The organism is Vagococcus sp., from assembly GCF_036639995.1.
Taxonomy (GTDB): Bacteria; Bacillota; Bacilli; order Lactobacillales; family Vagococcaceae; genus Vagococcus.
On record NZ_JAVWHO010000021.1, the window covers coordinates 1 to 13,157 of the forward strand.

Annotated in this window: 12 protein-coding genes and 1 pseudogene; all 13 read right to left on the reverse strand. The window is 34.7% G+C overall.

What is annotated here, in order from left to right:
• A pseudogene (locus tag RR554_RS06830) lies at positions 1-257 on the reverse strand (ABC transporter permease); the annotation flags it as partial.
• Positions 257-1,189, reverse strand: coding sequence for an osmoprotectant ABC transporter substrate-binding protein (locus RR554_RS06835; protein ID WP_332467174.1), 933 nt, complete (start codon positions 1,187-1,189; stop codon positions 257-259). The gene RR554_RS06835 and the pseudogene RR554_RS06830, both read right to left, overlap by 1 nt.
• Positions 1,189-1,824 carry an ABC transporter permease gene (locus tag RR554_RS06840; protein WP_332467685.1) on the reverse strand — a complete coding sequence of 212 codons (636 nt, stop codon included), beginning with the start codon at positions 1,822-1,824 and terminating at the stop codon, positions 1,189-1,191. The genes RR554_RS06835 and RR554_RS06840 overlap by 1 nt, the downstream gene beginning before the upstream one ends.
• Positions 1,824-3,011, reverse strand: a complete 1,188-nt coding sequence (locus tag RR554_RS06845) for an ABC transporter ATP-binding protein (protein WP_332467176.1) — start codon at positions 3,009-3,011, stop codon at positions 1,824-1,826. Before RR554_RS06845 ends, RR554_RS06840 begins: the two co-directional genes overlap by 1 nt.
• A gap of 177 nt (positions 3,012-3,188) precedes the next feature.
• Positions 3,189-5,975: an isoleucine--tRNA ligase gene (gene ileS / locus RR554_RS06850; RefSeq protein ID WP_332467686.1), complete on the reverse strand. Its 2,787-nt coding sequence runs from the start codon at positions 5,973-5,975 to the stop codon at positions 3,189-3,191.
• A 259-nt stretch (positions 5,976-6,234) separates the two neighbouring features.
• Positions 6,235-7,020: a DivIVA domain-containing protein gene (locus RR554_RS06855; protein ID WP_332467687.1), complete on the reverse strand. Its 786-nt coding sequence runs from the start codon at positions 7,018-7,020 to the stop codon at positions 6,235-6,237.
• A gap of 21 nt (positions 7,021-7,041) precedes the next feature.
• Positions 7,042-7,824: a YlmH family RNA-binding protein gene (locus tag RR554_RS06860; RefSeq protein ID WP_332463753.1), complete on the reverse strand. Its 783-nt coding sequence runs from the start codon at positions 7,822-7,824 to the stop codon at positions 7,042-7,044.
• A gap of 28 nt (positions 7,825-7,852) precedes the next feature.
• A complete protein-coding gene (locus RR554_RS06865; RefSeq protein ID WP_332463754.1) occupies positions 7,853-8,131 on the reverse strand; it encodes a YggT family protein in 279 nt (92 codons plus the stop codon).
• A gap of 12 nt (positions 8,132-8,143) precedes the next feature.
• Complete coding sequence (locus RR554_RS06870) at positions 8,144-8,710, reverse strand: cell division protein SepF (RefSeq protein ID WP_332463755.1); 567 nt, start codon at positions 8,708-8,710, stop codon at positions 8,144-8,146.
• Complete coding sequence (locus tag RR554_RS06875; protein ID WP_332463756.1) at positions 8,707-9,420, reverse strand: YggS family pyridoxal phosphate-dependent enzyme; 714 nt, start codon at positions 9,418-9,420, stop codon at positions 8,707-8,709. The genes RR554_RS06870 and RR554_RS06875 overlap by 4 nt, the downstream gene beginning before the upstream one ends.
• 11 nt (positions 9,421-9,431) lie before the next feature.
• A complete protein-coding gene (gene ftsZ, locus RR554_RS06880) occupies positions 9,432-10,703 on the reverse strand; it encodes a cell division protein FtsZ (RefSeq protein ID WP_332463757.1) in 1,272 nt (423 codons plus the stop codon).
• A 21-nt stretch (positions 10,704-10,724) separates the two neighbouring features.
• Entirely contained in the window at positions 10,725-12,056 is a 1,332-nt protein-coding gene (ftsA, locus tag RR554_RS06885) for a cell division protein FtsA (RefSeq protein WP_332463758.1), read from the reverse strand.
• A gap of 143 nt (positions 12,057-12,199) precedes the next feature.
• The gene (locus tag RR554_RS06890; RefSeq protein WP_332463759.1) at positions 12,200-13,147 is read right to left on the reverse strand and encodes a cell division protein FtsQ/DivIB; all 948 of its coding nucleotides are present in this window, start codon (positions 13,145-13,147) and stop codon (positions 12,200-12,202) included.
• Between the last annotated feature and the right edge of the window lie 10 nt (positions 13,148-13,157).

Consider the following 13,157-nt stretch of genomic DNA (forward strand, 5'->3'; position numbering starts at 1 on the left):
CCCAATCCAAGTCCCAACATTAATAAAGAAACCATTGCTAGAGAAGGTATTGTCTGAATGACATTAGCCATACCAATAATCCAACTAGCTAAACTTTTTTTCTTTGAAATCAATATGCCAATTGGAATCCCTACTACTGCAGCGAACAAAACGCCATAAATAGAGATTAGAAAATGTCGAATGAATTGGGTTAAAACATAGCCACTATTTTGTTGTAAGTAATAGAAAAATTGTTCTAAAACACTCATATTCTCCATTATTTCTCATCTCCTTCAAAAAAGTTATGTTCTCTTAAAAAGTTTCTTGCTACATTTTCTGGTTCCAACAAATTATTATCGGCTTCATAATTCAGTTGTTGCATAGTTTCTGTATCAATTTTTCCTGATAATTTCTCCAATATACCTTTTAGTTCTGGTTTGTGTTGCAATAACGAATCACTAATCACAATACTTGCGTCATATGGTGGGAAAAATTTTAAATCATCCTCTAAAATGACCAAATCATAACTTGAAATCCGACCATCTGTTGAATATCCCAAGACAACATCCATCTTTTCAGCAGCAACAGCATCATAAACTAATCCGATTTGCATGGGATAAACCTTTTTAAAATCAACATCGTAGGTATCAGAGAATGCTTTATAACCGTCACCATCTCGGTTCATCCACGACGTATCAACACCTGCTGTTAATTCTCCAGCCACTTCTTTTAAGTCACTAATCTTCTTCAAGTGATACTTATCTGCTGTTTTTTTAGAAACCATAAACGCATAAGTATTGGCAAAACCATAAGAAGGTAACCATTCTTGCTGATAGCGTTCTTTAAATTCTTTGGAAACAATCTCAAACGCTTTTTTAGGATCTTTTTCAGGTTCTAAATGCAACGTACCACTTAAATCGGTTCCTGTATATCTACCTGCGGAGATGTTAATGTCTTTATTAATCATCGCATTATGAGCCACTGTACTTGTTCCTAAATTATTAATCATCACAACTTTTTCATCCGTATTATGCTCAATCATTAGCTTCACCATATTGGCTAATATCTGATTTTCACTTGTTGCCATGGAACCAATAGAAATAGTTGATTCATCTCGATTAGATGCACCTAATCCAGGAAAGCTACATCCGCTAAATGCAACAATCGAAACTAACAGTAACAGCCCTAATGTTCCTAATTTTTTCTTCATTATCTTTTCTCCCCTCTCTGAACTGGAGAGAATTTTTTCTCAAGTAAACCTAAAAGAAAATCACTTAATAACGCTAAAATAATTACAGGAACCGTTCCCCCTATAATTAGCTCTGGTTTATATAAATTCAATCCACCAAAGATTAAATCTCCCAAACCTCCACCACCAATATAAGACGCAAGAGTTGCCCAAGCAATTACATATACCGCGCCTAAGCGTATTCCTGCCATAATTGTAGGAATCGATAAAGGAAATTCTACAAAACGTATTTGCTCAAAACTTGTCATGCCCATTCCTTTTGCAGCATCTACTAAATTAGCGTCTACATTTTTCACACCTAAATAAGTATTTCTTAAAATGGGTAATAACGAATAAATAAATAACGCAATTACTGCTGTCATTTTTCCAACACCAAAGAGAGGAATAAACATGGTTAATAAAGCCAAAGAAGGAATTGTTTGAAGCAAACTAGCTAGACCAATTACAATATTTGCAGTTTTCTTTGTACGTGTGAGTGCAATCCCTAAAGGAACAGCAACTAAAATACCTAAAAATAAAGCAATAGAAGAAATATACAAATGTTCTAATGTTTTAACTACTAAATCATTACCATATTCTTGTAAAAAGTGTGTCATTACTCTTCCTCCTGTTCTTTAACAGGCGGTGTCTTTGTCTCTTCTGCTGAAACCATGGACATGACATCATCTTCTCCCCAAATTGTTTCATACACCATATCTACTAGAGAAGAACGTGTAATAATACCGACTAATTTTTTTTCTTCATCCACAACAGGGACATATTTCAACCCACGTTTTAGTATTTTTTGAATCGCATCTCTAAGTAACGCTTTTTTTCTAATGAAGAAGACATCTGTGTTTGTAATATCACCAACAATTGTTAATCTACCACGATTATCATTGATTGTTTCAACATCAATAAACCCTTTTAACACATTGGCTTGATTCACAACAAGTAATGTATCTACTCGTTTCTCACGCATTAGGCGGATAGCTTCTGAAATTGTTTTTTCAGGAGTAATCGATATCGCATGTTGAGTCACCACTTCACCAACAGTTATATAATCTTGTTGGCTATGGATTAAACGCTCTTCCCCAATCAGTTCTCGTACAAAATCATTGGCTGGCTCTCGTAAAATATTTTCTGGTGTATCACATTGCACCACTTTACCATGGCTCATGACAACGATTTTTGTCGCTAATTTTAAAGCCTCGTCCATATCGTGGGTGACAAAAATAATAGTTTTCCCCATTTTTTCCTGTAACTCTTTAACAAAATCCTGTAAGGCATCCCTTGTAATAGGATCTAATGCCCCAAAAGGCTCATCCATCAATACTATATTTTGATCAGCTGCAAGAGCTCTAACAACTCCGATACGTTGCTGTTGTCCACCTGAAAGCTCACTTGGGTATCTATCCAACATCTCCTCAGGTAATTCGACCAAACGAATCATCTGCTCAGCAATCTCCGCTCTTTCTTCTTCTGGCCACTTCAAAAGTTTTGGAACAAGAGCAATATTTTCGCGAATCGTCATGTGCGGAAGAAGACCTATATTTTGAATCACATAACCAATACTTCTTCTTAATTCAACTGGATTTACTTGTTGAATATCTTTTCCATCAATTAAAATTTTTCCTGATGATGGTTCAATCATTCGATTTACCATTCTCATAAGCGTTGTTTTTCCGCTACCACTTGTTCCAATAAAACAGATAAACTCGCTATCTCCAAAGGACAATGACACATCTGATACCGCCCTCTTGTTACCCTTGTAAACTTTAGTAACATTCTGAAACTCGATCATCTTAACATCTCCTCTTTAATAAAACTCTAATTATCATACTCTTAATGATGCATTAAAAAAAGAGTGAATGCAAACCATACCCTTTTCACTTCTTTTTTCATACAACAAAAAGAGCCTAGAATAGTTATTCTAGACCCTTTTGATGTTTAGATACTCTACGATAAGTAAAGCTTTCTATTATTCCAATCCTTCAGCAACTGCTTCTGGAAAGTTTTCTTCAACGATTGAAGCACAGCGGTGGCAAAGTGTTGGTAATTTTTCATGACTACCAACATCTTCTTTAATTGCACGACATCTTTGGCATGTTTCACCTGTCGCATGTTCCACTAAAATAGCCACATCATCAAACTTAATCGCTTTTTCAGGTACTTCAGCATTGACTGCTGCTACTTCAAAGTCCGAAACGATTAACACTTGTGCTAAGTTAGTGTTTAAAGCTTCAGTTAATACTTTAATTGGTTCGCTTGGATAAATAGTTACTTTCGCTTCAAATGACTTGCCGATTAATTTTTCATTACGTGCTTCTTCTAAAGCTTTTAAGACATTATCTCTTAAGCTCATGAAATTATTCCATAAATCTAAAATCTCTGCTTGATCTGCAAATTCAGTAAATCCTGGTAATTCAGCTAACTGGACATACTCTTCTTCTTCTTGTAAATAACTCCAAATTTCTTCTGCTGTATGAGGTAAAATTGGTGTCATTAATTTAGTTAATGTCACTAACACTTCATAGAAAACTGTTTGCATTGAACGACGATCATAATTATCTTCAGCTTCAATATAAACCACATCTTTAGCAAAATCCAAATAGAAGGCAGATAAATCATTATTACAGAAATTAACTAAGCTCTTATAAACTGTTGAGAAAGAATAACTATCATAACCTTTTTCCCTTATTGTTTTAACTTCTTGATTCAATCGAATCATCATATATTTATCGACTGAACGTAAGTCTTCATATGAAACACCATGTTGTTTTGGATCAAAATCTGATGTGTTTGCTAGTAAGAAGCGCATCGTATTACGGATTTTACGATATACTTCCGCAATTGAGTTCAATGTATTCATATCGGCTTTCACGTCTGATTCATAATCCACACTTGAGACCCATAAACGTAAAATGTCAGCACCTAATTGGTTTGTTACTTTACTTGGTTCAATAGTATTTCCTAATGATTTACTTTGTTTACGACCTTGAGGATCTAAAGTAAATCCTTGAGAGATAACTGCTTTATATGGTGATACACCGTTAATAGCAACACTTGTTGTGATACTTGAGTTGAACCAACCACGATATTGGTCAGAGCCTTCTAAATATAAATCAGCTGGGAATGACAAGTTGTCACGTCCTCTTAAGACTGCCTCATGAGAAGAACCTGAGTCAAACCAAACATCCATAATATCTGTTTCTTTTGTAAACTCACCGTTTGGACTACTTGGATGAGTAAAACCTTCTGGTAATAAGTCCTTAGCTTCTCTTTCATACCAAACTCTTGAACCATGCTCAGCAAAAAGATTAGCCACATGCTCAATTATTTCAGGAGTGATGATTGCTTCTTCATTTTCACCATAAAAAATAGGAAGAGGCACACCCCACGCACGTTGACGAGAAATAACCCAATCTCCGCGGTCACGAACCATGTTATAAAGACGTGTTTTACCCCAAGGGATAATCCAGTCTACTTTTTCAATTTCATCTAAGATGTTATCTCTAAATTTATCAATTGAAGCAAACCATTGCGCAGTCGCTCTAAAAATAACTGGTTTCTTAGTTCTCCAGTCATGTGGATAACTATGTGTAAAGAAATCTAATTTTAATAACGCGCCTTTTTCTTCTAATAGCTCAGTAATCATTGGATTTGCTTTATCGTAGAAGATTCCTTCAAATCCAGGTGCTTCCTCAGTAAATACACCTCTGTTATCAACAGGTGAAACAACATCTAAACCATACTTACGACCGACAATATAATCGTCTTCCCCGTGTCCTGGAGCAGTATGTACTAAACCAGTACCAGCTTCAAGCGTTACATGATCCCCTAAAATTAATAGAGAGTCACGATCATAGAATGGATGTTGTGCAGTCATGCCTTCTAATACATCACCCTTAAATTCTTCGATGATTTCAGGATTTTCCCAACCAATGGCATTAGAAACTGTTTCTAATAACTCTTTTGCCACCACATATTTTTTACCATCTACTAAAACAATGACATAATCAAAGTCTTTATTAACAGTAATTGCTAAGTTTGCTGGTAATGTCCAAGGAGTAGTTGTCCAAATAACAAAATTAACGTCCTCATCTAATTTACCTTTTCCATCTTTTACTTTAAAAGCAACATAGATAGAAGCAGATTTTACATCTTTATATTCAATTTCAGCTTCCGCTAGTGATGACTCACTTGAAGGTGACCAGTAAATTGGTTTTAATCCTTTATAAATATAACCTTTTTCAGCCATTTTACCAAAGACACGAATTTGCGCAGCTTCATAATCATGAGTCAATGTCACATATGGATTGTCCCATTCACCAGCAACTCCTAAACGTTTAAAATCACTACGTTGTGTATCAACTTGTGTTAGAGCATACTCTTCACATTTTTTTAGGTATTCAGCACGTGACATTTCTTTACGTTTAACACCTTTATTAGTTAATACTTGTTCAATCGGAAGTCCATGCGTATCCCAACCTGGAACGTAAGGCGCTCTAAATCCAGACATTGATTTTGAACGAACAATAATATCTTTACTAATTTTGTTCAATGCATGACCTAAATGAATATTGCCATTCGCATAAGGAGGTCCATCATGAAGAATAAATGATGGTTTTCCCTCATTTAATTCCTGACGACGTTCATAAATATTATTCTCTTCCCAACCTTTTTGCCATTCAACTTCTCTGTTTGGTAGATTTCCTCTCATTGGAAATCCAGTTTTACCTAAATGTAGTGTTTCTTTTGTTTTCATACACTCAATCCTTTCCCTTTTTTATCTATAAAAAAAAGACCTCTCCCTAAAAAGGGACGAAGTCTTCGTGTTACCACCCATGTTTAAGTCTAAAAATACTAGACTATACTCTCTCATGATAACGGTCTTTAACCGGAACAACTTACTTAAGTTCAGTTGATCAATAAATGAAGGATCTTTTCTATTTCAGGGTCTACTAGGTTTCCACTATTTCCTAGCTCACTAAAAGATATAAAATAGACTTTTGCTGTTTCATTTTTTATTTTATACGATTACGGCTAGCTCGTTCCGGACGCTCTGGACGGCCACCTTTTTTAGTTGATTCTTTTGATCTTTCAGGAGCTTCTTCTTCTGCTACTTTTTCTTTAGGTAAAGTAATTTCAGCAGTATGTCTTTCCTGTTTAAATTCAGGTTTCACTTCAATTGCAACTGATGTAGGATCACTTCCATTAGCAGCTTCAACAGCATCTAATACTTCTTTAAATGCTTGGTGACTACTATCTACGTAAGCACCAAATGGTTTAAGTAATTCATCCCATTCTTCACTTTTTACAATTTGTAATTGTGATTCTAAAAGCACAGACAAGTTTCTGTGGAAGACACGTGTTTTTTTCTTCAAGTCATCTGTTTCAACTGCTAAAGAACGAGCACGTTCACTTGCTTCCATCAAGATTTCATTAGCTTTGTTAGTAGAACCAGTGATTAATTCTTCACTCATTTTATTAGCATGAGCTAAAATATCTTCTGATTGTGCTTGCGCTTGTTGAATCGCTAAGTCACTTTCTTTTGTTGCATTTTCTTTTAATTTATCAGCTGTATCTTGAGCAACAATAATTGATTGATTCAATGAATCTTTTAATTCATTAAAGTAACTTAATTTATCATCAGCTTGTTTTGCTGTTTTTTCTAATTCTCTGTTTTCAGTGGCTAATTTTTCAACTTCTAAAGCGATTTGATCTAAAAAATCATCTACTTCATCTTTATCATAGCCTTTAAATTTTGAATTAAAACTTTTGTTTGTAATATCAATTGGTTTTATTGCCATTTTTTTCACCTCATAAGTAAGTTACTTTCTTAACACACGAATGCTTAAGCGTATCTTGTCTTTTTTTGTTTTTCCTTGTTGCTCCATTATCTGGATTCGGCCAAGTTTACGAACGGAAATAATATCGAGATAATCTACTACATAATCCACTCGCTCTGTCTCCACCCAATTTACTTTGACTCTCTTTGACTCTACTACTTGTTTGGCCCTCTGTCTAGATATATTATATACTGAGGAAATAATATTATCAATTCTTAAGGAACTAACCGTTAACTCTTCCTCAATCCAATCATCTGTTGGCGAAATAACATCTGTATAAGATATTTGTTCAAATCTGACACCAAATGCACCAATTTTATCAATCTGATTAGTTATATAATTAGCAACGGATTCTTTAATGAATACTTGCCATCTAGTTCCATCTGTTATGATATCTCCTATAAATTCACGTTTAATCCCAGTACTCATTAAAGTACCTAAGATTTTACCATGACTTAAAGAACCAAACTTGACTGGATAGTTAATCTCGTAAATTGTAATACCAAAATCTTCTTGCTTAGGTTCGTAGTAACTCGGATAGATGATAGCACATTTTCTTTCCGAATTTTCAAAACCTCCATACATAGAATATTTAATATCATTCGTTTTTCCTATTAATGTTTCAAGTATAAACGCTTCTCTTGGATTTAAAAACTCTGTTACAAAAGGCGCGTATTGATTATCAACTTGTTCAAACCAACTGGTCACCATATCGATAAAAGGATGTTCGTCCTTGCGAAAATGCTGATACACATTAGCTAGCAAAAAACTCACATCCTTTCATTTATAACTGTTAAATACCAAATAATATTCGGTTTAAAAACATTGCCAAACCTTCACTAGCAAAGTTTAAGACAAATAATGCTACTATTATTGTGAAATCAATTGGGCCAATACTTAAGTTAAATCGATCAAATAGACTTAAATACGGACGACTAATTTTTATTATAAATTGGCCAACTTTTGTATCGTATGCTCCTGGAAACCAAGACATTAAGGCATAAGCTACGAGAACAAAAGAATATAGTTGAACACCTCTAAGAAATAAATTCAAAAGGCTAATTATTATCATAGCTACACATCCTTAATAATTTGTTAAGTGTGTCGAAACCAAGCTTTGGGCTACTGTCGAGTCTATATCAACATTAGCTGGTGAACAAATGAATATCTCTTCACCAATACGTTGAATATCTCCATCTACAGCATAAATTGTTCCTGTGACAAAATCGACAACACGACGTGCTTGAAATTCTTCCATAGCCACAAACGTAATGATAACAATCTCTTTTCTAAACAAGGCTTGAGCTATTGACTTGCAATCAGCATAAGCTCTTGGTTCAAAAACAGTAATCTTACGATGAACTCTTTTATTCTCAGCCACACGATTTCTATCTGATCCACCGTTTTGGTATGAATTCATTGGAACTACTTTTTTATTGATATATTGATTAGAAGAAGTTTGGCTTGAAGAATCTATTATTTTTTCTTCTGCTGCTTTATAAGCAGTAGATGGTTCACTAGAATGCTGTACCACTTCATTTTCAAAGTTCTCTTCATCAATCATAGAAGTTTCAAAATCAAACTCTTCTTCATGAGAATCATCTAGTCCAAAGAAATTGGACCAATTTGTTTTTTTCTTAAATAAATTCAACTATTCCCCACCTCTTTCTCTTCTTCATCAAAAAAACTTGAGCCTACTCGAACAAAGGTTGCCCCTTCACTTATCGCAACACAATAATCACGACTCATCCCCATGCTTAATTCGTGACACGGAGCGTAAGCTAAATTTTTGTCTTCACTTACTTTTTTTAAACGATTCAATTCAGAAAAAATGTGATGCAATTCTTCACTGTTTGCGTCATATGGCGCCATTGTCATTAATCCGACAATGACTATATTTTCAAAAACTGATAAGGAATCGATAAATTCTTCTAAAGCATCCGGTGTTACACCTTGTTTAGATTCTTCACCTGAAACATTTACCTGGATAAAACATTTTATTTTTTTCTCCGCGCGTTTGTCAATTTCAGAAGCAAGCTTCACATTGTCTAGTGCATGAAAATAATCAATTTCATTAATAATTAACTTCACTTTTCTTCGCTGCAAATTCCCAATAAAATGCCAAGTAATCGTTGGGTTATCTTTAAAGAATTCTTTTTTTTCTAATAGCTTCTCCATTCTATTTTCAGCTAAATGAGTTATGCCCTGGTCAACGACCTGCTTTGTTGAATCGTTATCAACTGATTTACTAACGCAAATTAGTTGAACCGATTCAACATCGCGATTACTCAACTCACATGCTGTTTGAATGTTCTCATCTATTTTTTGAATGTTTTTTTTAAGTGTTTGTTCAAGCAACATCTACTCACCTCTTATTTTTTTCTTCTAAAGAAAGGTGGTGTACTTACTTCATCATCTTCATCGTCAGATGAATGATCTGATTCTGTATTACTGAATGTATCGAAATCTCTTTTTTCAATTGATTCAAATTGAGCTTCATCCGGAACATTACGTGTTGTAGGTTCGCGGCGAATATCCCAATCTCCAAAAGCTCCTGTATTTGTGTTAGTCGCTTGTGGTTCTGGTTCAACTTGTCTTGTTTCTTGTTGTTGCATTGGTCTAACTTGACGTTGTACCATGCCTTGAGTTGTCACACTACCTCTTTGAGCCATTGGACGTTCTCTTTTACCAGGATCAATTCCTGTTGCAATTACAGTAACAATAATTTCATCACCTAATTGATCATTTACAGATGTTCCTAGGATGATGTTAACATCTCCACCAGTAGCACTTGCAACAATTTCAGAAGCATCTTGTGCTTCGAATAATGTCATGTCTAAGCCACCAGTAATGTTTAACAATACTTGTTCTGCTCCTTCAATAGATGTTTCTAATAATGGAGAAGCAATAGCTTTTCTTGTTGCTTCAATCACGCGGTCTTCACCGTTAGCAACACCAATACCCATAAGAGCAGTTCCTTGGTCTTCCATAACTGTTTTAACATCAGCAAAGTCTAAGTTGACATAACCTGGTGATGTAATTAAGTCAGAAATGCCTTGAACACCTTGTCTTAATACATTATCAGCTTCTCTAAACGCTTCTAACATAGGTGTTTTCTTGTCTACTATTTCTAGTAAACGATTATTTGAAATAATAACTAAAGTATCAACATTTTCTTTTAATTCTGAAATACCTTCTGCTGCAAATCTACTGCGTTTTGGTCCTTCAAAACTAAACGGGCGTGTTACCACACCAACTGTTAATGCGCCTTGAGCTTTAGCAATTCCAGCTACAATCGGTGCTGCACCTGTACCAGTACCGCCACCCATTCCGGCTGTAATAAATACTAAATCTGCACCTTGAAGTGCTTCTGCAATTTGTTCTTCGCTTTCACCAGCTGCTTTTTCACCAACGTCTGGTAAAGAGCCAGCGCCTAAGCCTTTTGTGAATTTTGGTCCTAATTGAATAACTGTTTCTGCTTTTGAATGTTGTAGAGCTTGCACATCAGTATTTGCTACGATGAACTCTACTCCTTTAACGCCTTCGTCGATCATACGGTTTACTGCGTTTCCACCAGCACCGCCGACACCGATAACTTTGATAACTGCACCAGTGTTTACTGCACTATCTAAAGAAAATTCCATTGTTTGTTTCCTCCTAGGATATTAGTCGAATATGTTAGACAAGAAACCTTTGAATTTATTACCAATTCCTTCTTTGTCAGGTTCTTCCACATTAATTTCTGATACTACTTCTTGCGGTTGAACTGGTTTTTCTACAGGTTTTGGCTGTTCAACTTGAACTTCTCTGTTTGGTTTAACTGTCTTTTTCTTGTTATCATAAATAGCTAATTTAGTTACATGATAAACTTCATCTAATTGAGCAACATACTCAACAATTGCAATACCATTTGCAAAAACTGGGTTACGTAAGCCCATATGATTTGGTACGTATAATTTTACATTTGTCCCAAATATATCAGCTGCCAGTTCAACAACACCTGGTAAACTTGCTGCTCCACCAGTTAAAATAACGCCACCTGGTAGATTCAATGCATCAATACTATCCAAAACTGCTTTTGATTTAGTAAAGATTTGTTCTACACGAGCTTCAATTATTTCTGATAAGTAACGTTCATCAATCTTGACTGGTTCGTTCTTACCAATTACATCAACTGGGAATTCTTCGTTTGCTGATGTTCTTTCTGGATAAGCATAACCATAATTAATTTTTAGAGCTTCAGCGTTAGTTAAAGAGGTATTCAATACAACTGAAACGTCTTTAGTAACAAATTCGCCACCTTCTTGTTCAACGTGTGAGAATTTTAATTCTCTTTCGTACATAACAGAAGTTGTCGTTTGTCCGCCACCCATATCAATAATAGTTGTTCCAAAATCTTTTTCTCCATCAGAAAGGATTGATTCAGCTAAAGCAAGAGGAGTAATAACCATCTCTTCAATTGCTAAGCCAGCTTTTTCAACACATTTTCTAATGTTATGAACGATTGTTTTTGGTCCCGTAAATAAAAGACCTTTCATGTCCAAACGAACACCAATCATTCCTCTTGGATCTTTGATTCCTTCAAAACCATCTACTTTGAATTCTTGTGGAATTAAAGTAATTACTTGACGTTCTGGAGGAGTTGAACGCACTACTGCTGCTGATGCAACATTTTTAACATCTGTTGCTGTGATTTCTTTTGACTCTGTATTAACAGCAATCATGCCTTCACATTTTTCAACTTGTAGTAAATTAGCAGGTATACCAACGCTCACGCTTCTAATTTGGACACCTGATTTTTCTTCTGCTTGTTTAACTGCTCTTTGAATAGATTGGACAGCCTTGTCAATATCAATGACAATTCCGCGGTCTAATCCCTTTGATTTTGCATTTCCAACACCAATAATATTAATTTGATTTTCTATGTACTCAGCTACTACTACTTTCACTGAAGTTGTGCCGATATCAAGACTCACATGTATTCCTGTTTTTGCCATGAAAGGTGTTCCCTCCTATTTTCTAACAGAGTCTTCCTCTATTATTGCATAATACCTCACACCATTCTATCATAAAATAGGGTATTAAATAAAGGAGAAAGCTATATTTGTTACTATTTTTTTCATAAATGGTTAAAGTGTTTTTATTGCGGTTGAATTGTTTCTTCTGTTTGCATTGTTTCACTTGTTTCAGTCTTACTTGAGTCTTTAAATGGATATGAAAATACACCAGTACTCCCAGCTTCCATATCAATGACTCCTTTTTCTTTCATTTCAGACGCTATCTTATCATAAAAGGCCATCTTATCAGCAATTGTCGTTGATAACCCAATCACTTCATTGCCATCTCTCATTTTAAATTTAATTCGAAATGGGTTCGTTTTGGTTGCTAATGACTCAATATTTTCGATATTACTCTTTGTTTTTTCATCAAATTTTTTATAGGCTGATAAAAATTCAGAAAGGTTTTCACCTTCTTCAAAATTGATCAACAATGGAAGCTCTGCTCCCATATCTTTTACAGGATTAGCTAAAATCTTACCATTTCCCAAAACTTCATAATTTTTCCCACCATTTTTAACATATCCGATTGTTGGGTATTCTGTAATAGTTATTTTGAAATCATTCACATTTTGAAGCTTAATTTTTGCTTTTTCTACTCGTGGGTTTTCTTTAACAATGGAACCACTCATTTCTTTTTTATTGAAATATTGCTCCCAAATACTCTTATTTACTTTTATTGTTGATGAAGCAACTATTTTTTCAGCATCACTTTTCTTAACACCAGACAATATAATTTTATCAACTTTACTGAATGGGGAAATGAAATAAAGAGTAATAAAAATACCTATTGCTAAGATACTCAAAATAATGGATAACCGTTTAAACAGTTCCTTTTCTTTTGGCGATTGACTGTATTTCAAACTGCTCAAACTCGCCCTAGCCTTCTCTTTAGATGCACCTATATTTTCATTATCTACCATTTCTTCGTTTGCTTCTACCTCAGACTCTTTTTTTCTGTTACTTTCATCACTTGGAGTAGTTAACAATAACTGGTCTTTTGCATCTTTTTCATTTTTTCTTTCAGTCACTTTCAAACCT